Origin of the sequence: Streptomyces sp. NPDC051963 (genome assembly GCF_044593495.1) — a bacterium.
In the GTDB taxonomy this organism is placed as follows: domain Bacteria; phylum Actinomycetota; class Actinomycetes; order Streptomycetales; family Streptomycetaceae; genus Streptomyces.
On the sequence record NZ_JBIUCC010000008.1, the window covers coordinates 627,644 to 652,835 of the forward strand.

19 protein-coding genes are annotated in these 25,192 nt (G+C 70.5%); 13 read left to right on the top strand and 6 right to left on the bottom strand.

Translation table 11 applies throughout. The features are described from left to right. Window positions 1–82: 82 nt before the first annotated feature. From ACIHFB_RS34300 to ACIHFB_RS34310, 3 genes are read right to left on the bottom strand one after another with little or no spacing between them, the layout of a single operon-like run. Entirely contained in the window at window positions 83–1,393 is a 1,311-nt protein-coding gene (locus ACIHFB_RS34300; RefSeq protein ID WP_400128953.1) for a coenzyme F420-0:L-glutamate ligase, read from the bottom strand. After that, complete coding sequence (gene cofD / locus ACIHFB_RS34305; protein ID WP_400128954.1) at window positions 1,390–2,349, bottom strand: 2-phospho-L-lactate transferase; 960 nt, start codon at window positions 2,347–2,349, stop codon at window positions 1,390–1,392. Before cofD ends, ACIHFB_RS34300 begins: the two co-directional genes overlap by 4 nt. 42 nt (window positions 2,350–2,391) lie before the next feature. Then, the gene (locus ACIHFB_RS34310; RefSeq protein ID WP_365276697.1) at window positions 2,392–2,883 is read right to left on the bottom strand and encodes a cysteine dioxygenase family protein; all 492 of its coding nucleotides are present in this window, start codon (window positions 2,881–2,883) and stop codon (window positions 2,392–2,394) included. 680 nt (window positions 2,884–3,563) lie between these two features. Between ACIHFB_RS34310 and ACIHFB_RS34315 the strand changes: the two genes are divergently transcribed. From ACIHFB_RS34315 to ACIHFB_RS34325, 3 genes are all read left to right on the top strand, one after another. Beyond that, entirely contained in the window at window positions 3,564–3,827 is a 264-nt protein-coding gene (locus ACIHFB_RS34315) for a WhiB family transcriptional regulator (RefSeq protein ID WP_003975777.1), read from the top strand. Window positions 3,828–4,008: 181 nt separating this feature from the next. Next, complete coding sequence (locus tag ACIHFB_RS34320; RefSeq protein WP_400128972.1) at window positions 4,009–7,740, top strand: glycosyltransferase; 3,732 nt, start codon at window positions 4,009–4,011, stop codon at window positions 7,738–7,740. After that, entirely contained in the window at window positions 7,737–9,221 is a 1,485-nt protein-coding gene (locus ACIHFB_RS34325; RefSeq protein ID WP_400128955.1) for a DUF5719 family protein, read from the top strand. The genes ACIHFB_RS34320 and ACIHFB_RS34325 overlap by 4 nt, the downstream gene beginning before the upstream one ends. 28 nt (window positions 9,222–9,249) lie before the next feature. On the opposite strand, the gene ACIHFB_RS34330 is transcribed toward ACIHFB_RS34325, so the two are convergent. Continuing rightward, on the bottom strand, window positions 9,250–9,699 hold the full coding sequence (locus ACIHFB_RS34330) for a metallopeptidase family protein (protein WP_365276835.1): 450 nt from the start codon (window positions 9,697–9,699) through the stop codon (window positions 9,250–9,252). A gap of 284 nt (window positions 9,700–9,983) precedes the next feature. On the opposite strand from ACIHFB_RS34330, the gene ACIHFB_RS34335 reads away from it, so the two are divergent. The 7 genes from ACIHFB_RS34335 (at window position 9,984) to ACIHFB_RS34365 (ending at window position 17,633) form a co-directional block, all read left to right on the top strand. Further along, the gene (locus ACIHFB_RS34335) at window positions 9,984–10,406 is read left to right on the top strand and encodes a DUF3499 domain-containing protein (RefSeq protein WP_365276703.1); all 423 of its coding nucleotides are present in this window, start codon (window positions 9,984–9,986) and stop codon (window positions 10,404–10,406) included. A 151-nt stretch (window positions 10,407–10,557) separates the two neighbouring features. Then, window positions 10,558–12,174 carry an L-lactate permease gene (locus tag ACIHFB_RS34340; RefSeq protein ID WP_400128956.1) on the top strand — a complete coding sequence of 539 codons (1,617 nt, stop codon included), beginning with the start codon at window positions 10,558–10,560 and terminating at the stop codon, window positions 12,172–12,174. 114 nt (window positions 12,175–12,288) lie between these two features. Beyond that, complete coding sequence (locus ACIHFB_RS34345; RefSeq protein WP_400128957.1) at window positions 12,289–13,653, top strand: phosphomannomutase/phosphoglucomutase; 1,365 nt, start codon at window positions 12,289–12,291, stop codon at window positions 13,651–13,653. Between the two features lie 294 nt (window positions 13,654–13,947). Beyond that, the gene (locus ACIHFB_RS34350) at window positions 13,948–14,118 is read left to right on the top strand and encodes a Trm112 family protein (RefSeq protein WP_020940431.1); all 171 of its coding nucleotides are present in this window, start codon (window positions 13,948–13,950) and stop codon (window positions 14,116–14,118) included. 29 nt (window positions 14,119–14,147) lie between these two features. Beyond that, the gene (locus ACIHFB_RS34355) at window positions 14,148–15,275 is read left to right on the top strand and encodes an SIS domain-containing protein (protein WP_400128958.1); all 1,128 of its coding nucleotides are present in this window, start codon (window positions 14,148–14,150) and stop codon (window positions 15,273–15,275) included. A 109-nt stretch (window positions 15,276–15,384) separates the two neighbouring features. After that, entirely contained in the window at window positions 15,385–16,536 is a 1,152-nt protein-coding gene (manA, locus tag ACIHFB_RS34360; RefSeq protein ID WP_400128959.1) for a mannose-6-phosphate isomerase, class I, read from the top strand. Window positions 16,537–16,652: 116 nt separating this feature from the next. Next, window positions 16,653–17,633, top strand: coding sequence for a cation diffusion facilitator family transporter (locus ACIHFB_RS34365; RefSeq protein ID WP_365276718.1), 981 nt, complete (start codon window positions 16,653–16,655; stop codon window positions 17,631–17,633). A 100-nt stretch (window positions 17,634–17,733) separates the two neighbouring features. On the opposite strand, the gene ACIHFB_RS34370 is transcribed toward ACIHFB_RS34365, so the two are convergent. Continuing rightward, entirely contained in the window at window positions 17,734–19,836 is a 2,103-nt protein-coding gene (locus ACIHFB_RS34370; RefSeq protein WP_400128960.1) for a fructose-specific PTS transporter subunit EIIC, read from the bottom strand. Window positions 19,837–20,317: 481 nt separating this feature from the next. On the opposite strand from ACIHFB_RS34370, the gene ahcY reads away from it, so the two are divergent. Then, window positions 20,318–21,775: an adenosylhomocysteinase gene (gene ahcY, locus ACIHFB_RS34375; RefSeq protein WP_365276724.1), complete on the top strand. Its 1,458-nt coding sequence runs from the start codon at window positions 20,318–20,320 to the stop codon at window positions 21,773–21,775. 172 nt (window positions 21,776–21,947) lie between these two features. Beyond that, a complete protein-coding gene (locus tag ACIHFB_RS34380; protein ID WP_365276727.1) occupies window positions 21,948–22,562 on the top strand; it encodes a hypothetical protein in 615 nt (204 codons plus the stop codon). Window positions 22,563–22,615: 53 nt separating this feature from the next. Here the strand turns inward: ACIHFB_RS34380 and ACIHFB_RS34385 are convergent, their stop codons facing one another. Beyond that, window positions 22,616–23,620 (bottom strand): RDD family protein, encoded by a 1,005-nt coding sequence (locus tag ACIHFB_RS34385; RefSeq protein ID WP_400128961.1) that lies wholly within the window; start codon window positions 23,618–23,620, stop codon window positions 22,616–22,618. Between the two features lie 128 nt (window positions 23,621–23,748). On the opposite strand from ACIHFB_RS34385, the gene ACIHFB_RS34390 reads away from it, so the two are divergent. After that, window positions 23,749–24,756 carry a stage II sporulation protein M gene (locus ACIHFB_RS34390; RefSeq protein ID WP_400128962.1) on the top strand — a complete coding sequence of 336 codons (1,008 nt, stop codon included), beginning with the start codon at window positions 23,749–23,751 and terminating at the stop codon, window positions 24,754–24,756. Window positions 24,757–25,192: the final 436 nt, after the last annotated feature.

The following is a 25,192-nucleotide window of genomic DNA, read 5'->3' on the forward strand; positions in this document are numbered from 1 at the left end:
GGGGTGCTGGAGGGGCTTTACGAGAGTAGGCGGTCGTACGACACCGACACCGCACGTCGATGAAACGCGGTCGTACGGCTCCTCACCGCACCTCGATGAACGCCCCCGCATCCCGCTCCGGCCGAGGCCGCGGCTCCTCGGCCGGATGCCCGACCGCCACCGCCCCCATCGGATCCCAGTGCTCCGGCAGCCCGAGCACCTCCCGCACGACCTCCCGGCAGAACATCGTCGACGACACCCACGCCGACCCCAGCCGCTCCCCGGCCAGCGCGACCAGGAAGTTCTGTACGCCGGCCCCGGCGGCGACGACGAACATCTCCCGCTCGGCCCCGTCCCGCCGCACGTCCCCGTATGTGTGCGATCCGTCCATCACGAGACAGGGCACCACCAGATACGGCGCGTTCCGCAGTACGTCCCCCCGCCGCACCCGCTTGGCGATGGACTCCTCGCCCTTCCCGTCCCGCCGCAGGTCGGCGATCCAGGCATCGCGCATGGCGTCCAGCAGTCCGGTCCGGGACTCCGCCGACTCCAGCAGCACGAACCGCCACGGGGTGGTGTGGTGCGGCGCCGGCGCGGTCACCGCGGCGGCGACGGCCCGTCGTACCGCCCCGGCGTCCACCGGCTCGTCCGTGAAGGCCCGTACCGTACGCCGCTGGGTCACCGCCTCCCGTACCGCCTCGGAGGTGCCCAGCCGGAACATGTCGTCGCGCGCACCGCGCACCATGGCCCGCGCCCCCTCCCCGTCGTCCTCGGCGACCAGATGCGGCAGTCCGCGCACGACCGCGACAGGCAGCCCTTCGGCCTTGCCCTTGACCAGGTCTCCGGCGGCGGCCAGCTCATCGGCGGTGGCCACCACGGTCGCGCTGAGCGGATTGCCGTACGCGTCCGCGCCCCCGCGCAGATCGTCGAGCACGCGCACGCCGGCCGCGCCGATCGCGACGTCCGTGAGCCCCGTACGCCAGGGGCGCCCGAAGGTGTCGGTGACGACGACCCCGATGGTGACGCCGAGCGCGTCCCGCAGCCCGTCGCGGATGGCCCGCGCGGACGCGTCCGGGTCCTCCGGCAGCAACAGCACGGTCCCGGAAGGGGTGTTGGAGGCGTCGACCCCGGCGGCGGCCATGACGAGGCCCTGCCGGTTCTCGACGATGCGCAGGGGGCCCCGCCGGGCCACGATCCGTACGGTCTCGGCGTCGATGGCGGCTTCCCGGTCGGCCGCCTCGACCACCCGTCCCTCCGCCTTGGACACGATCTTCGAGGTGACGAGCAGCACGTCCCCGTCGGCCAGCCCGGGGACGGCGGCGGCGATCAGCTTGGCGAGGTCGTCGCCCGCAGCCACCTCGGGAAGGCCGGGAACGGCCCAGACTCTGTAGCCGTCGCCAGGTGCCGCGCTCATGACGCCTGTACCTCCGACGCGAGGGCCAGTGCCTCCCGGGCCATCTGGGTGGCGGAGTCGAGGTCGGTCATCATCAGCGGCACGGCCCGGCAGCGGATGCCCGCCGCCTCGACGCGCTCCACGGAGGCCGCGTCCACGGTGTCGACCAGCCAGCCGTCCAGCAGCCCCGAGCCGTAGTGCTCGGCGACGGCCGCGGCCGTCGACTCGACGCCGATCGCCGTGAGCACCTTGTCGGCCATGCCGCGCACGGGCGCGTCCCCGACGATGGGGGACAGGCCGACGACCGGCACCCCCGCGTCGGCGATGGCCTCGCGGATGCCGGGTACGGCGAGGATCGTGCCGACCGACACGACCGGGTTGGACGGCGGGAAGAGGACGATGTCCGCCTCCGCGATCGCCTCCAGGACACCCGGCGCGGGCTTCGACTGCTCCGCGCCCACCGGCACGACCGCCTCGGCCGGCACCGACGCCCGCAGCCGCACCCAGTACTCCTGGAAGTGGATGGCCTTGCGCTCACCGTCGACCTCGACGGCGACATGCGTCTCCACGCGGTCGTCGGTCATCGGGATCAGTCGTACGCCCGGCTTCCAGCGGTCGCACAGCGCCTCGGTCACCGCGCTCAGCGGATACCCGGCGCCGAGCATCTGCGTCCGCACGATGTGCGTGCCGAAGTCCCGGTCACCGAGCCCGAACCACTCGGGCCCGACGCCGTACGCCGCGAGCTCCTCCTTGAGATGGAAGGTCTCGTCGGCCCTGCCCCAGCCCTGCTCCTCGTTGATGCCGTCGCCGAGGGTGTACATCACCGTGTCGAGGTCCGGGCAGACCTTCAGGCCGAAGAGGTGGATGTCGTCCCCGGTGTTGCCGATGACGGTGATGTCCGCGTCCGGCACGGCCTGCTTCAGACCGCGCAGGAACCGGGCACCGCCGATGCCGCCTGCCAGAACCACAATGCGCATGGGGGCAAGTCTTGCAGGCGGGTACGACAACCGGGCAGGCGGTTACGAGACCGGAGCGGCCGCTATGCACTGAGCGCTGTGCATCGGCATCTCCGTGAGGCCCGGGAAGTAGACGTGCAGACTGACCGCGGGCTCGAGCGCGTCGTTGACCACTTCGTGGACGTACCCCGGTGCGAACACCCTCTGCGCGCCCGCCCCCAACGCGCGCGTGCCGCGCTCGGTGTGCTCGGTCAGCGTGCCGTCGAGGACGGTGAGCACACCGGAGGAAAGGCCGTGGTCGTGCCGTCCGCTGCCCTGGCCGGGCACCCAGGACAGCAGCCACACCTCGTACCCGGGGCCGGTGTGCAGCCGGTGGTACCAGCGGGACGTGGCGTCGTACTGGACGAGGTGTTCCCACTGGGTGCGGTCGGCTGCGATGGAGCGGGCCAGGCCGACGAAGTCGGCGACGGTGGCCGGGTGCTCGCGCGGAGCCCGCAGAAGGTGCGGCACTTCGAGGATGTCGCCTGCGATCTGGAGGTCGCTGTCGCTGTTCATGGGTGCGGTGGTTCCTCGTCGGAAGAGAAGAGTGGTGGAGGCGAGGGGAACAACAGCCGAGTCCGACGGGCGTGGAAGCGAATCCGATGGACTCAGGGGCAGCCGGAGCGCGTGAGGCTCAACAGCAGGAACGGCAACAACAGCTACAGCGGACGTGGGCAGCACCGAGGGACCCGGCGGTGCGGGTCGAGGTGAGTGCCGAGTGCGCGAGCATGCCCACTAGGACAGCGGTTCACACCTCCACTGTCAACTCGGCGCCCGACACGTGGGACGGGGTTCACCTCATCCGGTTCATCTCCTTGGTGAAAGGTTTGTGCATGGGGTGGCCGGGACACATGGCGCACTACCGGGCGCGCAAACCTCGATGCGATCCCGTGATCGGACTGTGATCCGGATCGATTCGAGCACATGTCGGAACGGGATCGATGTTCCGGGCGTCCTTCTCCGTACAGGCTCTGCACGGGGTCGGAGGCCCTCCGGGGCCTTATCTGCTTGTCAAGGTTTAGGACGATTTGAACACTTTCCGCTAGGCCTTGGTTCCGCAGAGTGAATAAGGGGCTCAATAGCAGATCTCGGCTTGACTCGCCCGGAGCAGCACACTTGTAATTTCACTCGTGTCGTTCAGCCGAAATCGGTAACGGCCACATCACGGGGACGCGAAAGACTGACGAGGGGCGCACATGACCGAGCTGGTGCAGCAACTGCTGGTCGACGACGCGGACGAGGAACTCGGCTGGCAGGAGCGCGCGCTGTGCGCCCAGACCGATCCCGAGTCCTTCTTCCCCGAGAAGGGCGGCTCCACCCGCGAGGCCAAGAAGGTCTGTCTGGCCTGCGAGGTCCGCTCCGAGTGCCTTGAGTACGCCCTCGCCAACGACGAGCGATTCGGTATCTGGGGCGGTCTGTCCGAGCGTGAACGACGTCGGCTGAAGAAGGCCGCCGTCTGACCGGACGGCACACATCCCTTTCGTACATATGTGACGAACGGCCCGTTGCAGGTGGGTTATCCACAGGCGGCGGGCCGACGTCATGCCCAGCCGATAGTGTGGTCGCTCGTCCGAGACACCCCGCTGCCCACAGTGGGCACAGGTGTCCACCGCAGTCCATCGAACCGGGGCCCGTACCTCGATGTCCGTGCACAGCCATACGGCAGCCCACCAAGGTGTCGCTGCCACGGCGGCGTTCGACCCGACCCGCCCGCCCGAGTTCCCGCGTCATGTGGTGACCGCGGTGCTCGTCTCTCACGACGGCGCCCGCTGGTTGCCCGACGCGCTCGCCGGGCTGCTCGGCCAGGAGCGCCCCGTTCAATACGCCATGGCCGCCGACACCGGCAGCGCGGACGCCTCCGCCCAGCTGCTCACCGACACCCTCGGCGCCGACCGTGTACTGCACCTCGCCCGCCGCACCGGCTTCGGGCAGGCCGTCGAGGAGGCGGACCGCACCGCTCCGGTCCTCACCCCGGACGAGCTGCCCTACCTCAAGCGCCCGAGCGGCTGGGACCCCGTCACGCGCACATGGCGCGACGACGCGTACGACTTGCCCGAACTCCCCCACGGGGAGCCGGTGCAATGGCTGTGGCTGCTGCACGACGACTGCGCTCCGGAGCCGGACGCCCTGGCCCAGCTGCTGCGCGTCGTGGAGAACGAGCACGAGCTCGGCCGCGACGACATCGCCGTCCTGGGCCCCAAGCTCCGCGGCTGGTACGACCGGCGGCAACTGCTCGAGGTCGGCGTCAGCATCGCCAACTCCGGCCGCCGCTGGACCGGCCTGGACCGCCGTGAACAGGACCAGGGCCAGCACGACCACGTCCGGTCCGTGCTCTCCGTGTCCACCGCCGGCATGCTCGTCCGACGCGATGTCTTCGAGCAGCTCGGCGGGTTCGACCGCCGGCTGCCCCTGATGCGTGACGACGTCGACCTGTGCTGGCGCGCCCAGGCCGCCGGCCACCGCGTCCTCATCGCCCCCGAGGCGGTCGTACGACATGCCGAGGCGGCCTCCCGTGAGCGCCGCACCGTCGACTGCGTGGGCCGTACGTCGGCATCCCCGCACAAGGTCGACAAGGCCGGCGCCGTCTACACCCTGCTGGTCAACACGCGGACGGCCGCGCTGGCCTGGGTCCTGGTGCGGCTGGTGCTCGGCACCCTGCTGCGGACCCTCGCCTATCTCGTGGGCAAGGTCCCCGGCCAGGCCGTCGACGAGATCCGGGGTCTGCTGGGGGTGTTGCTGCGGCCCGAGCGGATCATCGCCGGTCGGCGCAGGCGCGGCCGCCCCCAGGTCGAGAAGGACGAGCTGCGGCCACTGTTCCCGCCGCCCGGCGCGACCGTGCGGGCCACCGTCGAACAGGCCGCGGGCAGCCTCTTCCGCGACTCCGACCCCGAGACCACCGCGGGTGCCGGGCGGCACGGCGGCGCGGTCGAGTCCGGGCCCGGCGGGGACGACGCGGAGTTCCTGGAGATAGAACAGTTCGCCCGCCTCAAGCGCATCGCCCGCAACCCCGGCCCGATGCTCTTCCTGGTGCTGCTGTTCGTCTCGCTCATCGCCTGCCGCCAACTGCTCGGCGGCGGAGCGCTCGCGGGCGGCGCACTGCTGCCCGCCCCGGCGGATGCCGGCGAGCTGTGGTCGCGCTACCTCGACTCCTGGCATGCCGTGGGCGCCGGCGGCACCCCCGCCGCGCCGCCGTATCTCGCAGTCGTCGCCCTGCTGGCCTCCGCGCTGTTCGGCTCCACCGGACTCGCGGTAACGGTCCTGCTGGTCTGCTCGGTGCCGCTGGCCGGTTTCACCGCGTACTTCGCCTCCCGCCCGCTCGTCGAGTCGCGTCTGCTGCGCGCCTGGGCGGCCGTCGTCTACGCCTTCCTGCCCGCAGCCACCGGCGCGCTCGCCGGCGGCCGCATCGGCACCGCCGTCCTCGCGATCCTGCTGCCCCTCCTCGCGCGCGCGGGCATCGCGGCCAGCGGTCTGGCGAACGCCTCGGGTGCACGCGGCAGTTGGCGCGCCACCTGGGCGTATGCGCTGCTGCTGACCGTCACCACCGCGTTCACGCCGATCGTATGGCCCATCGCGCTGGTCCTCGGCATCGGCGTACTGGCCGTGCGCCGCGCCGACATCACCGCCCACGGCCTGCGCTTCCTGGCCCAGCTCGGCACCCCCCTCCTGGTGCTCGCGCCCTGGTCGCTGTCCCTGCTCCCGTTCGGCTTCTTCCGGGAAGCCGGTCTGGAGTACGGCGCCTCGGCCGCGTCCGCCACCGATCTGCTGGGCGCCTCCCCGGGCGGGCCCGGCACGGTCAACGGCCTGATGCTCATCGGCATCGTGCTGGCCGCGTTGGCCGCCCTGATGCGGTCCCACCGGCAGTTCGGAATCTGGACGGCCTGGGCCGTGGCCCTGGTGGGCCTCGTCTTCGCGGTCCTGTCCAACAGCTCGACCTGGGCCGGACCCGCGACGCTCGTGTACGGCATCGCCCTCCTCGCCGCCGCCGCGCTCGGTGCCGACGGGGCACGCGCGCGTGTGGCCGAGCAGAGCTTCGGCTGGCGTCAGCCGGTGGCCGCGCTGATCGCCTTCGCCTCGGCCGCGGGCCCGCTGCTCGTCGCCGCCGGCTGGATGATCAGCGGCGCCGACGGTCCCCTGGAGCGGCGCGACCCGGTGCAGGTACCCGCGTTCGTCGCCGAGGAGAGCAACACCCGCGACCAGGCCCGCACCCTCGTCCTCGACAGCGAATCCGCGGCTCACGTCGGCTACATGCTCGTCCGCGGTTCCGGGGCGCGGATGGGCGACGGCGAACTGGCCGCGGCGGACGGGGAGAACGCCACGCTCGACAAGGTCGTCGCCAACCTCGTCGCCGGGTCCGGCGCCGATCAGGCCGACCAGCTCGGCAAGTTCGCGGTGCGTTACGTCCTCGTCCACAAGGGCGCGCCGCGCGACGTGACCCGCGTTCTGGATGCCACGCCCGGGCTGTCCCGGCTGAGCCAGCAGGACGGCGGGGCGCTGTGGCGGGTCGACCAGCAGGTCTCCCGGGCGGCGATAGTCGCCGGCGCCGGCTCGGGTTCCGGGGGTGCGCAGTCCGTCGCCGCCGGGCCCGTCGAGATCCACACCACGATCGAGGCGGGCCAGCAGGGGCGGATCCTGCGTCTCGCCGACACCGCCGACGAGGGCTGGACGGCCACCCTGGACGGCAAGCCGCTGACGCGTACGACGGTCGACGGGTGGGCCCAGGGCTTCGAACTCCCCGCCTCCGGTGGGAAGCTGGACGTCACCTTCGACGAGCCGATCACCCACACCGCCTGGCTGTGGGCCCAGGGCTTCCTCGCCGTCGTCCTCGTCGTCATGGCCCTTCCCGGCCGCCGCCGCGACATCGACGACGACCTCCCGGAGGAGCCGGCCGTCCCGGCCGAGGCCGTGTCCGGCGAGGGCCGCCGCGCCCGCCGCCTGCGTGCCCAGGCGGAGGCCGAAGAGGCGGGCCAGGCCGAGGAGTTCCCGCCGCCTCCGCAGGAGGAGCCCGCCCCGGCGATCCCGCAGCAGCAGCCCTACGGCGAGTGGGACTCCGCGAACTACGCGGGTGCCCCGTACGACGGCTACGGCGGCGACCAGTACCAGGACGCCGCCCCACAGCAGTATCCGCCCGGGTCGTACGACCAGCAGCAGTACCCGGCGGACCAGTACCAGGGCGGGCAGTACGACCCGTACGCATACGGCGGTTCGTCCCAGCCGGCGTCGTACGACCAGCAGACGTACGGGCAGGCTCCGTACGAGCAGGGCCAGGACGGGACCTACCACCAGGGTTACGACGAGCAGGGTTACGACGCGACGTACGACCCGACGCAGCCGTACCCGAACGGCAGTGAGCGCCCCGACGGGAGTCAGCAGTGAACCGCACCACCCTGTCCCTGATCGCCGGCGCGACCGCGCTCGCGGCCGTCACCGGTCTGGCCGCGCTGACCGCGCCCGACGCGGCCGGGACGGACACCGCACAGGCGGCGGCCGAACTGCCCGTGGAGCGCACGAGCCTGATGTGCCCGGCACCGAGCATCTCGGACCTCGCCGAGACGTCGTACACGTCCTTCACACCGGCCACGAAGGGTGCGGACGGCGACGGTACGGCCGAACTCCTGTCGGCGGGGGAGGAGTCCGCGGGAGGGGCGAAGGACAAGAAGGCCGACAAGCCCGTCCTGGAGCCCAAGGAACCCGGTACGCCGGTCACCGGGGATGCCTCGGGTGGCGACTCGCCCGCGCTGCTGGGTACGGCCGAGGGGAAGTTCGCGCCCGGGTGGACCGTGCAGGAGACCACGGAGGTCGCCGCGGGTACGGGGCGGGGACTCCAGGGCGTCAACTGCTCAGCGCCGGACACGGAGTTCTGGTTTCCCGGCGCCAGTACCGCTTCCGACCGCACCGACTACGTGCATCTGACGAACCCCGACGACTCCGCCGCGGTGGTCGACATCGAGTTGTACGGCAAGGACGGCGCCCTGGAGTCGACGGCCGGCGAGGGCATCACGGTTCAGCCGCACTCCAGTGAGCCGGTGCTGCTGTCGACGCTCACCGACGACGAGCAGACCAACATGACCGTGCATGTGAATGTGCGCAGCGGGCGGGTGGCCGCCGCGGTGCAGGCGCTGGACGACAAGCTCGGCGGTGACTGGCTGGCCGCCACCACCGATCCGGCCGGCAGCCTGGTCCTGCCCGGCATCCCCAAGGACGCCACGGCCGTGCGGCTGATCGCCTTCACACCCGGCGATGCGGACGCCGACCTCAAGGTGCGGCTGGCCTCCCCGTCCGGGCTGATCACGCCCGCGGGGAACGAGACGCTGCACGTGAAGGCGGGCATGACCACAGCGGTCGACCTGGGGGATGTCACGCGCGGGGAGGCGGGGTCGCTGGTGCTGACGCCGACGGATCGGGCCACACCGGTCGTGGCCGCCCTCCGGGTCGTCCGGGGCAAGGGCGACAAGCAGGAGACGGCGTTCATCCCGGCCACGAAGCCGGTCGGCACGCGCGCGACGGCGGCCGACAACTCCGCGAAGGGCTCCACACTGTCCCTGACCGCACCCACCGGCACCGCGAAGGTCAAGGTCACCGCGTCCGCGGGCAGCGGCGGGGGGACGGCGGTGTCGAAGACGTACACGATCAAGTCCGGCACGACACAGGACGTGCCGGCACCGGTGCCGACCGGCCTGAAGGGCACGTATGCCCTGACCGTGGAACCTGTCTCAGGCGCCCTGGTGTACGCCTCCAGGACGCTGGCGAAGACGGCGGGCGGGGTCCCCGCCTTCACGGTCCAGACCCTGCCGGACGACCGGGGGATGGTGTCGGTACCGGAGGCGGACGAGGACCTGGCGGTGCTCCAGAAGTAAGACGGCGGCTCTGCCCCGGTTGCCCCGGTCAGTCCTCGCCGTACCGCGGATCCACCGTCTCCGGGGTCAGCCCGAGCAGCTCGGCGACCTGTTCCACGACGACCTCGTGCACCAGCGCGGCCCGCTCGTCACGCGTCTTCGTGCGGATCTCCACCGGACGCCGATAGACGACGACCCGCCCGCGACGCCCCTCACCCGCGGGGATCGTGCCGCCGAGGGGGACCGACTCGTCGTTCCAGGCCTGCCCGGAGCCGTCGAGGCGCGGTACCTCCAGGACCAGGAAATCGATGTCGGCGAGTTGCGGCCACCGTCGTTCCAGGCGCTCCACGGAGTCCTGCACCAGGTCCGCGAACGCCTCGGCACGGCTGGCCGCCAGCGGCACCTGCGGCGGTGCGATCGGGCCGCGCATGCCCCGGCCGTGGCGATCACGACGGCGGGGTCCGGATCCGGCGGCAGGGGGCGGTACGGGGCTGTCCATCACTGGTGAAGCGTAGTCCCCGCCGGAGGCGGGTGCTCTGTCCACACGCGGCGGCCGCCCGTCCCGTACGGCATGTCGGCAGATGACCATTCCAGCCAAGGTTGGGCTCGATTCCGTATCCCTCCGAGACCACCGATCTCAAGGCAATTGACATGGTTTGTTCCGAACGGTGACCGGAACCGGGTTCGTCCGCCCATCCGGCAAGCGGTGTCCATGCAGGTCAGAAGGGTGTGCCCAGAGAGGCGTGTGGGGCGTTTCACAACACGACACGGTGGAGTGACCTGATGGAGAGTCGTCGCGGCCCGCTCAAGAGTGCGGTACCGTCCAACATCGTGAGCCCTGTACGTCGTTGTTCGCGAACCGCTTGCGGCCGACCCGCCGTTGCGACGCTGACGTACGTCTACGCCGACTCGACCGCGGTCCTCGGCCCGCTCGCCACGTACGCCGAACCTCACTGCTACGACCTGTGCGCGGAGCACTCCGAGCGCCTCACCGCGCCCCGTGGCTGGGAGGTCGTACGACTCCTTGACGCCTCGGCTCCGGCACGTCCCAGCGGCGACGATCTGGAAGCGCTTGCCAACGCCGTGCGCGAGGCGGCCCGGCCCCAGGAGCGTGCCGCGCAGGCCGGTGGCGGCGGTCGTGGGGCCGACCCGATGGAGGTCGCCCGGCGGGGCCATCTGCGGGTGCTGCGTTCACCCGACAACTGACGTCGGCCGACTTCCCTGTGTGTTTTCGGTGTCGTTTTCCTGTGTGTTTCGCTGAGTGATGCACACCCATTGACGGGCCGTTGTCGCGGACACGACCATTCCGGAAGCCGTGAGAAATCGCTTTCGCATTGCGGAATCCGGGGAGGCGCCTGTGTATGTCCAGGAGTTGGAGCCCGTCGCCGACTCGCTCGGCCTGTCGGCGCTGGTGGCGGCCCTGCCCCTCGTGATCGTCCTCGTCCTGCTCGGCGGCGTCCGCATGAAGGCGCACCTGGCGGGCCTCACGGGCCTGTTGGCCGCCGCCCTGGTCGCCTGGCTCGCGTACGGCATGCCGCTGGACCAGACGGTCTCCAGCGCCGCCCAGGGCGCTGTCTTCGGTCTCTTCCCCATCCTGTGGATCGTCGTCAACGCCCTGTGGGTGTACCGGATGACGGTCCGCACCCGCCACTTCGACATCCTGCGCCGGTCGTTCGGGCGGCTGTCCGACGATCCGCGGATCCAGGCGCTGGTCGTGGCCTTCTGCTTCGGTGCCCTGCTGGAGGCGCTCGCCGGGTTCGGCGCACCCGTCGCCATCTGTTCGGTCATGCTCGTCGCCCTCGGCTTCGAGCCGGTGCGTGCGGCCGTCGTCGCGCTGGTCGCCAACACCGCGCCGGTGGCCTTCGGCGCGATGGGCACACCGGTCGTGACGCTCGCTCAAGTCACCGGCCTGCCCCTGGATTCCGTGGCCTCCGTCGTCGGTCGGCAGACGCCGCTGCTGGCTCTCGTCGTGCCGCTCCTGCTCGTGTTCCTGGTGGACGGACGGCGCGGGCTTCGTGAGACCTGGGTACCCGCCCTGGTGTGCGGAATCGCCTTCGCCGTCGGCCAGTTCGTCGCCTCCAACTACGTCTCCGCGCAACTCGCCGACATCGGCGCCGCGTTGCTCGGCGCGGGCGCCCTGGTCGCCGTACCGCACGCGCGCGTGCCCGCCGCCGAGTCGGTCCGCGCGTCCGTGCTGACCGGGGTGCGGAGCGAGGACCTGGACGTGGAGGACCCACGGCCCGAAGTCGTGCGCGCCTACGCCCCCTACGCGCTGATCATCGCCATCTTCTCCGTCGCCCAGATACCGGCCGTCAAGGACTGGCTCGCCAAGACGACCCAGACGTACGACTGGCCCTTCCTGAACGTCGTCGACCCGGACGGCAAGCCGGTCGGCGCCAACGTCTTCACCTGGCCGATCGTCTCCACCGGCGGCACGCTCGTACTGCTCGCCGGGATCTGCACCGCGGTCGTCCTCGGGGTGCACGCGCGCGTGGCGGTCAAGGAGTGGGCGGCCACCGTGCACGAACTGCGGTTCGCGATCCTGACCGTGACGTCCGTGCTCGCCCTCGCCTACGTCATGAACCTCTCCGGACAGGCCGCCACGATCGGCTACTTCGTGGCGGCGGCCGGCGCGGGACTCGCCTTCCTGTCCCCGGTGCTCGGCTGGTTCGGCGTCGCCGTCTCCGGCTCGGACACCTCGGCCAACGCGCTCTTCGGCGCCCTCCAGGTGACCGCGGCACGGGAGTCGGGACTCTCCCCCGAGCTGCTGGCCGCCGCCAACAGTTCGGGCGGTGTCCTCGGCAAGATGATCTCGCCGCAGAACCTCACCATCGCCTGCGCCGCCGTCGGGCTCGCGGGCCGCGAGGGGGACATCCTGCGCAAGGTGCTGCCCTGGAGCGTGGGGCTGCTGATGGTCATGTGCCTGATCGTGGTCGGACAGAGCTCGCCGGTGCTGGAGTGGATGCTGCCCTGACCTGGGGCCTGACCTGAGATTACGGCTGGGAGTCCACCGGGACCGCGCACAGCGCACTGTCAGCGGGTGCGGGTAGTTTGTGCTGACCGATAGGACTTTTCAGGAAGGTTGGCCGTGTCTGCTGATCTGTCGCAGCTCGTGAAGGCGTACGACGTGCGCGGAGTGGTCCCCGACCAGTGGGACGAGTCGCTGGCCGAGCTCTTCGGGGCTGCCTTCGTCCAGGTGACCGGGGCGAGCGCGATCGTGATCGGGTACGACATGCGGCCCTCGTCCCCGGGACTGTCCGGCGCCTTCGCGCGCGGTGCGGCGGCCCGCGGTGCCGACGTGACCGAGATCGGCCTGTGCTCGACCGACCAGCTGTACTACGCGTCCGGCGCGTTCGACCTGCCGGGCGCCATGTTCACGGCCTCGCACAACCCGGCCCAGTACAACGGCATCAAGATGTGCCGGGCGGGCGCGGCCCCCGTGGGCCAGGACACCGGGCTCACCGAGATCCGTGAACTGGTCGAGGGCTGGATGGACTCGGGCGCCCCGGAACCGGCGGCCACGACGGGGACGATCACGCAGCGCGACACGTTGGAGGACTACGCGGCGCACCTCCGCTCGCTCGTCGACCTGACCTCCATCCGCCCGCTGAAGGTCGTCGTCGACGCGGGCAACGGCATGGGCGGCCACACCGTGCCCACGGTCTTCGCGGGCCTGCCCCTGACCCTGGTCCCGATGTACTTCGAGCTGGACGGCACCTTCCCCAACCACGAGGCCAACCCCCTCGACCCGGCCAACATCGTCGACCTCCAGAAGCGCGTCCGCGAGGAGGGCGCCGACCTCGGCATCGCCTTCGACGGCGACGCCGACCGCTGCTTCGTGGTCGACGAGCAGGGCGACCCGGTCTCCCCGTCCGCCATCACCGCCCTGGTCGCCTCGCGCGAGCTGGCCAAGCACGGCGGCAAGGGCACGATCATCCACAACCTGATCACGTCCTGGTCGGTCCCGGAGGTCGTGAAGGAGAACGGCGGCACGCCCGTCCGCACCCGCGTGGGCCACTCCTTCATCAAGGCCGAGATGGCCAAGTCCGGCGCGATCTTCGGCGGCGAGCACTCCGCCCACTACTACTTCGCCGACTTCTGGAACGCGGACACGGGCATGCTCGCCGCCCTCCACGTCCTCGCCGCCCTCGGCGGCCAGGACGGCCCCCTCTCCGGCCTCGTCGCCCAGTACGACCGCTACGCCGGCTCCGGCGAGATCAACTCCACGGTCGACGACCAGACCGCCCGCCTCGCCGCGATCCGCTCCGCCTACGAGGGCCGCGAGGGCGTCCGACTCGACGAACTCGACGGCCTCACGGTCGCGTCCGCCGACTGGTGGTTCAACGTCCGCCCGTCCAACACGGAGCCCCTGCTGCGGCTGAACGCGGAGGCCCGCGACGAGGCGACCATGGCGAAGGTGCGGGACGAGGCGCTGGGGATCATCAGGGGCTGAGGGCTGAGGGCTGAGGGCTGAGGGCTGCTCCTGGGACGCCGGTCCGGGCATTTCAGCCCGTCCGGCGTTTGAGGACGAGGCCGTCAGGCCGAAGCGGGGGTCTGGGGGCGCAGCCCCCAGGGACGGGACGGGTAGGGGCGGTGGGGGCGAAAACCGGCGACGGCCACACCAACTCCGTTCACCTTCGAACCCCGCCCTGCCCAACTCCCGCGCCCCACCCCCACCGGCGGTACCCTGACCAGGCACATCCGCACACACAGACGTAGAGCACCCCCGCCCCCGAAGGGACCACCCATGCCGCTCGAAGCCGGCCTCCTGGAGATCCTCGCCTGCCCGGCCTGCCACGCCCCCCTCAAGGAGCAGGACGCGGAGCTGATCTGCACCGGTCAGGACTGCGGCCTGGCATACCCCGTCCGCGACGGCATCCCCGTCCTCCTCGTCGACGAAGCCCGCCGCCCCGCGTAACGACGACCGGCGATCGGAGGCTGCCGCCCATGCTCGACGAATCGCTGCTCGACGCCCCCGAGGCACTCTCGGAGGCCGACCGACGCGGCCTGCTCCGCGGCGCAGCCGAAGCCGGCGCCCGCGTCCGCACCGCGGCCCGGCACGCTGCCGAGGCCGGCGTCCACGACCTCAAACCGGACGGCCGCCCGCGCGCCATCCTGATCGCGGGCCCGGGCGCCGCCGCCATCTGCGTCGCCGACCTCCTGGGCACGCTCGCCGGCGCGGGCAGCCCGGTCACGCGCCTGGCACCCTCCGGCGTCGCGCCCGCCGCCGGCGCCCTGCGCTGGGAGCTGCCCGGCTGGGCCGGCTCGGTGGACCTGCTGCTCATCGCCACCCCGGACGGCACCGAACCCGGCCTCTCCCTGCTCGCCGACCAGGCCTACCGCCGCGGCTGCACGGTCGTCGCCGTCGCCCCGCCCCGCACCCCGCTGGACGAGGCGGTGGAAGGCGCCCACGGCCTCTTCGTACCGCTCGCGACCGCCCCGTACGAGCAGGACGAACCCCATGCCGCGTCCGCGCCCGGCGTCCTGTGGGCGCTGCTGACCCCGCTGCTCGGCCTCCTCGACCGCACGGGCCTGCTCACCGCTCCGCCGGACGCCATCCAGAAGGTCGCCGATCGCCTGGACCACATCGCGGAGCGCTGCGGGCCGGCCATCGCGACGTACAGCAACCCCGCGAAGACCCTCGCCGGCGAACTCGCCGACGCACTCCCGGTGATCTGGACGGAGGGCACCTCGGCGGGACCGGCCGGCCGCCGGTTCGCCGCGGCCCTCGCCGAGCTCTCCGGCACGCCCGCCGTCGTCGCCGAACTGCCCGAGGCGCTCGCCGCGCACAACGCCCTGCTCGCCGGATCGCTCGCTGCCAGCGCCGACCCCGACGACTTCTTCCGTGACCGCGTCGACGAGCCGCCCGCGATGCACGCGCGCGTAGTGCTGCTCCGAGACCGCCCGCTCGGAGGTCTCACCGCCGCCCCGGCAGCCCGTGACCTGGCCCTCAGCCACGACACGCCGATCAGCGAGCTGGAGCCGGAGCCCGGCGGTGAACTGGAGACCCTCGCCGAACTGATCGCCATCACGGATTTCGCCGCCGTTTACCTGACGCTCGCTTCGAGGGCCTGATCTGACCCAGGACGCCCTGACCGCCGTATGCGGGACGGGACGGCAGCCGTACACCCGGCGAACCAGCGTCAAACGCAGTCGAACGCAGAGAGAGCAGACAGAGAGCCGCATGGACCGCCTCGACAACACCATCCGCCCCTACGCCTGGGGTTCCACCACCGCGATCCCGCAGCTGCTCGGCGTCGAGCCGACCGGCGAACCGCAGGCGGAGATGTGGATGGGAGCCCACCCGGGCGCGCCCTCGCGCAGCGACCGCGGCACGCTTGTCGAGATCATCGCCGCCGACCCGGAGCGCGAACTCGGCGCCGCGGCCGTGGCCAAGTTCGGCCCGGGCCTGCCCTTCCTGCTCAAGATCCTCGCCGCCGGCGGCCCGCTCTCCCTCCAGGTGCACCCCAACCTGGAGCAGGCGAAGGAGGGTTACGCGGACGAGGAGCGCCGGGGCATCCCCGTGGACGCCCCGCACCGCAACTACAAGGACGCCAACCACAAGCCCGAACTCATCTGCGCACTCACCGAGTTCGACGGCCTGTGCGGTTTCCGCGACCCGGCCCGGGCCGCCGACCTCCTCGCCGGTCTCGGTGTCGACTCCCTCAAGCCGTACGTCGACCTGCTGCACGCCCACCCCGAGGAGGCGGCGCTGCGTGAGGTGCTGACGGCCGTACTCAGCGCCGACCGCGAGGAGATGGCCCACACCGTCACCGCGGCCGCCGCAGCGTGCGCCCGACTCGGCGGCGAGTACGCCCCCTACGCCGACATCGCCCACCACTACCCGGGCGACCCCGGCGTCATCGCCGCGATGCTCCTCAACCACGTACGCCTGCAGCCCGGCGAGGCCCTCTTCCTCGGCGCCGGCGTCCCGCACGCCTACCTCAACGGCCTGGGCGTCGAGATCATGGCCAACTCCGACAACGTCCTGCGCTGCGGCCTCACTCCCAAGCACGTCGACGTCCCCGAACTCCTGCGCATCGTCCGCTTCGAGCCGAGCGACCCCGGCGTCCTGCGCCCGGAGGCATCCCCGGACGGCGAGGAGGTCTACGAGACCCCGATCGACGAGTTCCGGCTGTCCCGGTACGTCCTCCCCACGGGCGGCGCGGCCCATGACCTCACCCGGGAGACCCCGCAGATCCTGCTCTGCACGGCGGGCTCGGTGCGGGCCGGCGAGCACGAGCTGAGACCCGGTCAGTCGGTCTTCGTCCCGGCCGGCGAAAAGGCCGAAGTGTCCGGTTCCGGAACGGTCTTCAGGGCCACTGTCGTCGCCTGAAGGTCAAGGAGTTGCGGCCTGGCGCGCCGTTGTCGGAGCGGACTGCAACAATGGCCCACTGGCAAAGACCGGGCAAAGGTCTGGACGGCGTACGTACGAAGGGACATCGCGAATACATGAGCGCGTCAGGCGGCACCAAGGCGATCGTGGCGGCACTCGCCGCCAACCTCGCGATCGCGGTAGCGAAATTCGTGGCGTTCCTCTTCAGCGGCTCGTCGTCGATGCTCGCCGAGTCGGTGCACTCCCTCGCCGACTCCGGAAACCAGGCCCTGCTTCTCGTCGGCGGCAAGAAGGCCCAGCGCGAGGCGACCCCCCAACACCCCTTCGGGTACGGGCGCGAGCGCTACATCTACGCCTTCCTCGTCTCCATCGTCCTCTTCTCGGTCGGCGGCATGTTCGCCATCTACGAGGGCTACGAGAAGATCAAGCACCCGCACGAGATCGAGCACTGGTACTGGCCGGTCGGCGTTCTGGTGTTCGCGATCATCGCCGAGACCTTCTCCTTCCGGACGGCCATCAAGGAGTCCAACACCCTGCGTGGCAAGAAGTCCTGGACGGAGTTCGTCCGCCACGCCAAGGCACCCGAACTGCCCGTCGTCCTGCTGGAGGACCTCGGCGCGCTGGTCGGCCTCGTCCTCGCCCTCGGCGGCGTCGGCCTGGCCCTCGCCACGGGCGACGGTGTCTGGGACGGCATCGGCACCCTCTGCATCGGTGTGCTCCTCATCCTGATCGCCCTCGTCCTGGCCGCCGAGACCAAGTCGCTGCTGCTCGGTGAGGCCGCCGGCGTCGAACAGGTCCAGAAGATCGAGGCCGCGATCGTCGACGGCGACACCGTCACCGGGATCATCCACATGCGCACGCTCCACCTCGGCCCCGAGGAGCTGCTGGTCGCCGCCAAGATCGCCGTCCAGCACGACGACACGGCCACCCAGGTCGCCTCCGCCATCGACGCCGCCGAGTCCCGCATCCGCGCGGCCGTCCCGATCGCCCGCGTGATCTACCTCGAACCGGACGTCTACAGCGAGACCGAGGCGGCCCGCGGCGCCGACCGCGAGGCGACGCCGGGAGGACCGGCGCCGCACACCTCCGAGCACTGATCCGTCGTCGTACGACCGCGTTCTGACGACGCTGGGGCCCGCCGAGCGTTTCGGCGGGCCCCAGCGGCATCCATCGACCACTGTTGTTCCGGTGTTCCGGCTACTGGATCTCGCTCAGCACGCCGAGGACCGCCGCCTCGTCCGGCGCCGCCATCAGCCGCTCCCGGAACCCGGCATTCATCAACTTCCGCGACAGCAGCGCCAGAATCCGCAGATGCTCGTCACCCGCGGCCGCCTCCGGTACGGCGATCATGAACACCAGCCTCGCCTTCGTACCGTCCAGCGAGCCCCACTCGATGCCCTCGTCGGACCGCGCGAACCCGACGACCGGCGCGGTCACCGCGTCCGTCTTCGCATGCGGTATCGCGATCTCCTCACCGAGCCCCGTCGTGCCCTGCGCCTCCCGCCGCAACGCGGTCGCCACCAACTCGTCGACATCCGCCACCCTGCCGGTCCGCGCCAGCAGAGCCGCCATTTCACGGATAGCCGCTTCCTTGTCGGCGGCGTCGAGCCGGACCTTCACGGTCTGCGCGGTGAGGTGGCCGGACAGGGCTTCGGGGGTGGTGGCCGGTGATTCGGCCTCGCTGGTCGCGCCTTCGGCGGGTGCGCCGTTGCTCGAACCGCCCTTCACCAGCGCCGCGGATGCCCGGGCGGTCTGCGGAGGTACGACGCCGATGGCGCCCCCCGCTCCCACGCCGGCACCGACCAGCAAGGGCTCGGGCCCGCTCAAGCCGGCACCGTCGACCGACGTACCGCGCTTCCGCTCGACGATGTCGACGAGGGCGACCGTCGTCAGCGCGGTGACGGCCGTGCCGATCGCGACAGCCACGAAGAACATCGGTACGCCGCTCACCGCGCCCAGCACGGCCACGATCGGCCCACCGTGCGGCACCGCGTCCTCGACGCCGGCGAGCCCGGCGATCGCACCGGCGACGGCGCCGCCGAGCATGTTGGCCGGGATGACCTGCGCGGGCCGCGCCGCCGCGAACGGGATCGCGCCCTCGGAGATGCCGAAGCAGCCCATGAACAGCGAGGCCAGACCGGTCTCCCGCTCCTGCTCGGTGTAGAGCCGCTTGCGGATCAGCGTGGCGAGACCCTGCCCCAGCGGCATGACCGGGATCGCCGCGGCACACATGCCCATGACGGTCTGGTTGCCGGTCGCGATGAGCCCGGCGCCGAACAGGAACGCCGTCTTGTTGACCGGCCCGCCCATGTCGAAGGCGATCATGAGCCCGAGAATCGCCCCGAGCAGCACCGCGCTCGTGCCCGTCATCCCGCTGAGCCAGCTGGTCAGATGCTCGAACACCCACGAGATCGGCTTGCCGATGGCGTAGATGAAGAACAGCCCGAGCGCCGAGGTCGCCACGATCGGGATCACAATGATCGGCATGATCGGCCGGACGAACTTCGGGACCTTGACCTTCTTGATCCACAGAACCAGATAGCCGGCCAGGAACCCGGTCACGATCGCCCCGATGAACCCGGCGCCCGCCTTGGAGTCGTACAGCTCACCGGTGTTGGCGATCCAGCCACCGATCATGCCCGGCACCAGCGCGGGCCGGTCGCCTATCGCGTAGGCGATATAGCCGGACAGGATCGGCACCATCAGCGTGAAGCCGATGACGCCGATGTTGTTCACGTCCATCCAGAAGGAGTCCTCCGGGATGACCAGGCCGTCCGGCGTCGTGTGCCCGCCGATCGCGAGCGACACCGCGATCAGCAGCCCGCCGACCACCACGAACGGAATCATGTAACTGACCCCGTTCATCAGCGCCTTGTACCCGACGCTGCGTTCCTTGCCACCGGCGGCGGGGGCGGCCGTGGGGGAGCCGCCCTCCCTGTGCACCGGTGCCGACTGCACCCGCTCGATCAGCTGCTCAGGGTGGCGAATGCCCTCGGCGACCCCGACGGTCAGGACCCGCTTGCCCGCGAATCGGCTCAGATCCACGTCCTTGTCCGCAGCGACGATGACACCGTCGGCGGCTCTGACATCGTTGTCATCTAGTACGTTTTCGGCCCCGATGGATCCCTGGGTCTCCACCTTCATGTCGATGCCACGGCTCGCGGCGGCCTGCGCGAGCTTCTCCGCAGCCATGTACGTATGGGCTATGCCGGTCGGGCACGCGGTCACCGCGAGCAACTTCAACCTCTTGTGCTCGCCATCGCCACTGCCCGTGGGGGGAGGGCCGGCCGGACTGGTCACGTCGATCTCCTAACGCCTTCGTCACGCGAGAACGCCGTCCCGGACGTCCCGCTGGACCGATCAGATGTCCCGATCTCCCCGCATCCTGCAACACCTCCCGCCCGGCTCAAAGGCGCAAAAGTCCTGGATGTTCCTGGTCTGTCGCCTCCTGTCCTCCCGTTTGTGCGTGTCCTGTTATCGCTGTCACAGCCGTCCCCTGCCCACCGGGCCCGGCGGCAGCCGGGACCGTTATCGGTCCGATGCGTTCGGAGGTGGACTGGGGACGGCCCGGCCTACCGGTGTAGCTTGGGACAGAGCCAGACGTCGCTGCTGATGGCGGTCGGGCGGTCCCACCGCGGACCGACCGAGGGAGAGAGGGCCTCCGACGAACTGCGCTGCGTGTACGCGGGCATGCTTGTGTCCTCCTTCGGGCACCCCTGTGTCCGCCGCCGCGCAGACCAGTCCTATCCACCTCGCCCCAACCTCCGAGGAGCAGCTCGCAATGACGACTGTCGACAACCGACAGGACTTCAAGGTCGCCGACCTCTCCCTGGCCGAGTTCGGCCGCAAGGAGATCACCCTCGCCGAGCACGAGATGCCCGGCCTGATGGCGATCCGCAAGGAGTACGCCGAGGCGCAGCCCCTCGCCGGCGCCCGGATCACCGGCTCCCTGCACATGACCGTGCAGACCGCCGTCCTCATCGAGACCCTGGCCGCCCTGGGCGCCGAGGTCCGCTGGGCCTCCTGCAACATCTTCTCCACCCAGGACCACGCGGCCGCCGCCATCGCCGTCGGCCCGAACGGCACGCCCGACAACCCGCAGGGCATCCCGGTCTTCGCCTGGAAGGGCGAGACCCTGGACGAGTACTGGTGGTGCACGGAGCAGGCGCTGACCTGGCCGAACACCCCCACCGGCGGTCCGAACATGATCCTGGACGACGGTGGCGACGCCACCCTCCTCGTCCACAAGGGCGTCGAGTACGAGAAGGACGGCAAGGTCCCGGACGTCGACACCGCCGAGTCCGACGAGCACCGCGTCGTCCTCGAGCTCCTGCACCGGACCATCTCGGACGGCTCGCAGAAGTGGACCCAGCTCGCCTCGGAGATCCGCGGCGTGACCGAGGAGACCACGACCGGCGTCCACCGCCTGTACGAGATGCACCGCGACGGCACCCTCCTGTTCCCGGCGATCAACGTCAACGACGCCGTCACCAAGTCGAAGTTCGACAACAAGTACGGCTGCCGCCACTCCCTGATCGACGGCATCAACCGCGCCACCGACGTCCTGATCGGCGGCAAGACCGCGGTCGTCTTCGGCTATGGCGACGTGGGCAAGGGCTGCGCGGAGTCGCTGCGCGGACAGGGCGCCCGCGTGATCGTCACCGAGATCGACCCGATCTGCGCCCTCCAGGCGGCGATGGACGGCTACCAGGTGACGACCCTCGACGAGGTCATCGACAAGGCCGACATCTTCGTCACCACGACCGGCAACAAGGACATCATCATGGCCGCGGACATGGCCAAGATGAAGCACCAGGCGATCGTGGGCAACATCGGCCACTTCGACAACGAGATCGACATGGCCGGCCTGGCGAAGATCCCGGGCATCGTCAAGGACGAGGTCAAGCCGCAGGTCCACACCTGGACGTTCCCCGACGGCAAGGTGCTCATCGTCCTCTCCGAGGGTCGCCTGCTGAACCTGGGCAACGCCACCGGACACCCGTCCTTCGTGATGTCCAACTCCTTCGCGGACCAGACCCTGGCCCAGATCGAGCTGTTCACCAAGCCGGACGAGTACCCGACCGACGTCTATGTGCTGCCCAAGCACCTCGACGAGAAGGTCGCTCGCCTCCACCTGGACGCGCTCGGAGTCAAGCTGACCACGCTGCGCCCGGAGCAGGCGTCGTACATCGGCGTCGAGGTCGAGGGGCCGTACAAGTCGGACCACTACCGCTACTGAGCCGTCGGCTCAGCAGCTGAGTACTGACCGCAACCCGTGACGAGCGCGTCGGTGCGCTGACGCCCTCTCACCAGCAGGTCCTCCGAGGCAGGCCCCCGCACCCCCGTGCCGGGGGCCTGCCCCTTTGGCCATTGCGGCCGGCCGGATCAGCCCGTCAAGACCCAGGACCCCCATGCCCCGCGGCCGTTATTCGCTCCACGATCCGCACGATCACACCCCCCTCGCACACGAACACTTCCACTGCGCCCCCGGCCCTTCCGGCTGGCGCTACGTCGCACAACTGACCACCCCCGCGGGTGACCACACCGGGTCCGTCGATCTCGCCCTCGACGAACTCGGCCGCCCCATCCGCCTCGAACTCCACGCCGCTGGCTGGCAAGTCCGGGGCGGTGCGCTCGACGGCGTCACCTGGGTCCGCACAGACCCCAGCGGGGCTCACGCCACGGAAGGCAATGTCCGCGCCCACGCCTTCACCGGCACATCCCCCGCATTCCTCATTGCCACCACTCGTCTCCTGCGCCTCACCCCTTCCAGCTCAGCAACCCGCGTACGCCTCGTCGCCTTCACAGACCCGGTCCTCGCCCCGCGCACCGTGGACCAGTCCTGGGCCTTGCTGAAAAGAGAAGCACACGCCACTGACAACGGCCCTCTGACCGTCGACGAATACCAGGTCACAGCCCTGGACACGGGCGAACAGCACGCCGTGCACATCGCCGGCGACGTCGTACTCGCGGCACCGGGCGTCGAGTTGGAGGATCTTGAATCGCCGCCGTCAGTGTTCAGCTGAGCGCCGCGTGCGGAGTGGTTGGCGCCTGGGGGCTGGTTGGTCCGTCGGCAGGGTCAGGCAGGCGGCACGAACCCGGTGGCGGGCCGGTCGGCACTCGACGTTTCGTGAGCCTCGTGCCGACGGCTGACGGGAGCCTCGGGCTGACCACTGTCCTGATCTGCGCCCGAACCGTCCACCGGTGCCGCCTGTGTGACGTACGCGGGATAGGAGGGAGCGGGATAAACGGGAGGAGCCGCGGGGGGAGCCGCCGAAGGGACATACCCCCCTGGCGCGCCGCCCGCGGGAGCGCCACCGGCACCGACGGCCGAATTGTTCGCGAAGGCGCGCCGCGCATCCCGAGCCTGTCGCTCGTGCACCACCGCCGCCAAATACGCGGCGGGCGGTACGCCCTGAGGCGCCGGGCTTCCCGTTCGAGTCGCGAGGTCGCCTGCGAGCCGCTCCGCCATGGCCGAGCCGACCTGCGGATCCAGCTGCTGCATCCGCGTCAGGTACTGCCGGATGGCAAGCCACAGACCGTCCGGAACCGCCGACAGATCCAGCCCGGAGAACCGCCCGGCCAGCCAGGGCGGCGGCGGAGGAACGAAACTCATACGGGTCACGGGTACGCGTTCCCTCACGACCAGGGTCCCCGCGAACACGTCCCCGAGCCGCCGCCCACGCGCCGATACCAGCGAAGCGACGCAGGCGATCACGCCGAATGTCATCAGAATCTCGATCACGCCGATCCCACCCCGTACCAGCGCATGCCGGAACCGGATCGGCCCGCCGTCGTCCCGCACCACGCGCAGCCCGCACGCCATCTTGCCGAGCGACCGCCCATGGCTCAGGGTCTCGACCGCAATCGGCGCACCCACCAGCAACAGTACGAACGTCGCAATCGACAGGGCGGTCTGTGCCGCCTCGTCCAGTGCGGCCGTGGAGGCCACCAGACCGATGGTCACGACGATGTAGGCGATCATGGCCACGACCAGATCGAGCAGGACGGCCAGCGCCCTGCTGGGCAGCCTCGCGGGACGCAGCTCCAGCGCCACCGCCTCGCCCGTCACAAGCTCACTCACGCCGCTGTCCTTCCCCTGACCTGCCCTGAGGACGGCCAGTCTGCCAAGCTGAGGGCGCATCGCGCCCCAGTGCGACAAGCTGACACCACGACGAGCCGCCGACGAACAGCCCAGGAGCAGGCAAACCGATGGACCTCGACGTCTTCGTCACCGCCCACCGAGCCGAATGGGACCGCCTCGACGCCCTGCTCCGGCGCCAGCGCAGCCTCACCGGCGCCGAGGCCGACGAACTCGTCGTCCTCTACCAACGCACCGCCACCCACCTTTCCCTGATCCAGTCCAGCGCCCCCGACCCACAACTGACCGGTCGGCTCAGCCAACTCGTGGCACGCGCGCGTAGCGCCGTGACAGGCACCAGACGCGCCTCCTGGCGCGACGTCACCCGCTTCCTCACCCACGGATTCCCCGCCGCGGTCTACAAGTCGCGCCACTGGTGGGTACCCACAGCACTCCTGTCGACCCTTGTTGCCGCACTTCTGGGCTGGTGGATAGGCACGCATGCGGAAGTGCAGTCCTCCATAGCGGCCCCCACCGAGCTGCGCGAGCTCACCCGCCCCGGCGGTCAGTACGAGACGTACTACTCGAGCCATCCCGCGGCCTCCTTCGCCGCCCAGGTGTGGACGAACAACGCCTGGGCCGCCGCCCTGTGCCTGATCCTCGGGGTCTTCCTGGGGCTCCCGGTCCTGTGGATCCTCTTCCAGAACATGCTCAACCTGGGCGTCGGCTTCGGCCTGATGTCGTCAGCCGGCCGGCTCGACACCTTCCTAGGCCTCGTCCTGCCCCACGGCCTGCTCGAACTGACCGCGGTCTTCGTCGCCGCCGGCACCGGCCTCCGCCTCGGCTGGACCGTCATCGACCCCGGCCCCCGCAGCCGACGCACGGCCCTTGCCGAGGAGGGCCGAGCCGCCGTCGGCATGGCCATCGGCCTGGCGCTGGTCCTCTTCATCTCCGGCGGCATCGAAGGCTTCGTGACCCCGTCGGGCCTGCCCACGTGGACGCGAATAAGCATCGGCGTCATCGCCGAACTCGTCTTCCTCGTCTACGTCTACGTCATGGGCGGTCGTGCAGCCCGTACCGGGGAGACGGGCGATGTCGAGGCGGCGGAGCGCAGCGCCGCGGTTCCGACTGCTGCCTGATGTGCGGACATGTCTGCTGAGCTGCTAGTCTCTCCTTCGCCCCACAAGAGCCGTTGACACGGAGGGAGTGGGGAGGTAGATTCGAACAGTTGCCTAGAGGGCAGGGTTTGCCCCATGGCGACGGTTAGTATCTGTCGGATTCTTGTGAATTCAGTTCCCGAGAAGTCCCCGACCATTCAGGAATGAGTCAGCCGGTCAGACCGGCCGAAAACTTCTGATAAAGTCGGGCTCGCCGAAAGAGAGCCGCAAGGTAATCGAATAGGCAAGGCCACTCCAACGGCCACCGGAAACAAATTCCGACCGGAAACGGAACGGGAAAAGGATCTGGTAAGGTTGGAAACACCGAAGGGAAGCGCCCGGAGGAAAGCCGCGAGAGAGTCTCTCGGGTGAGTACAAAGGAAGCGTCCGTTCCTTGAGAACTCAACAGCGTGCCAAA

Bases quoted from the DNA above. Each gene is read 5' to 3' on its own strand.
- ACIHFB_RS34320 (WP_400128972.1), top strand. From the start codon at position 4,009: ATGTCCGTGCACAGCCATACGGCAGCCCACCAAGGTGTCGCTGCCACG.
- manA (WP_400128959.1), top strand. From the start codon at position 15,385: ATGGACCGCCTCGACAACACCATCCGCCCCTACGCCTGGGGTTCCACC.
- ACIHFB_RS34315 (WP_003975777.1), top strand. From the start codon at position 3,564: ATGACCGAGCTGGTGCAGCAACTGCTGGTCGACGACGCGGACGAGGAA.
- cofD (WP_400128954.1), bottom strand. From the start codon at position 2,349: ATGCGCATTGTGGTTCTGGCAGGCGGCATCGGCGGTGCCCGGTTCCTG.
- ACIHFB_RS34350 (WP_020940431.1), top strand. From the start codon at position 13,948: ATGCCGCTCGAAGCCGGCCTCCTGGAGATCCTCGCCTGCCCGGCCTGC.
- ACIHFB_RS34335 (WP_365276703.1), top strand. From the start codon at position 9,984: ATGGAGAGTCGTCGCGGCCCGCTCAAGAGTGCGGTACCGTCCAACATC.
- ACIHFB_RS34390 (WP_400128962.1), top strand. From the start codon at position 23,749: ATGGACCTCGACGTCTTCGTCACCGCCCACCGAGCCGAATGGGACCGC.
- ACIHFB_RS34365 (WP_365276718.1), top strand. From the start codon at position 16,653: ATGAGCGCGTCAGGCGGCACCAAGGCGATCGTGGCGGCACTCGCCGCC.
- ACIHFB_RS34330 (WP_365276835.1), bottom strand. From the start codon at position 9,699: ATGGACAGCCCCGTACCGCCCCCTGCCGCCGGATCCGGACCCCGCCGT.
- ACIHFB_RS34310 (WP_365276697.1), bottom strand. From the start codon at position 2,883: ATGAACAGCGACAGCGACCTCCAGATCGCAGGCGACATCCTCGAAGTG.
- ahcY (WP_365276724.1), top strand. From the start codon at position 20,318: ATGACGACTGTCGACAACCGACAGGACTTCAAGGTCGCCGACCTCTCC.
- ACIHFB_RS34355 (WP_400128958.1), top strand. From the start codon at position 14,148: ATGCTCGACGAATCGCTGCTCGACGCCCCCGAGGCACTCTCGGAGGCC.
- ACIHFB_RS34380 (WP_365276727.1), top strand. From the start codon at position 21,948: ATGCCCCGCGGCCGTTATTCGCTCCACGATCCGCACGATCACACCCCC.
- ACIHFB_RS34300 (WP_400128953.1), bottom strand. From the start codon at position 1,393: ATGAGCGCGGCACCTGGCGACGGCTACAGAGTCTGGGCCGTTCCCGGC.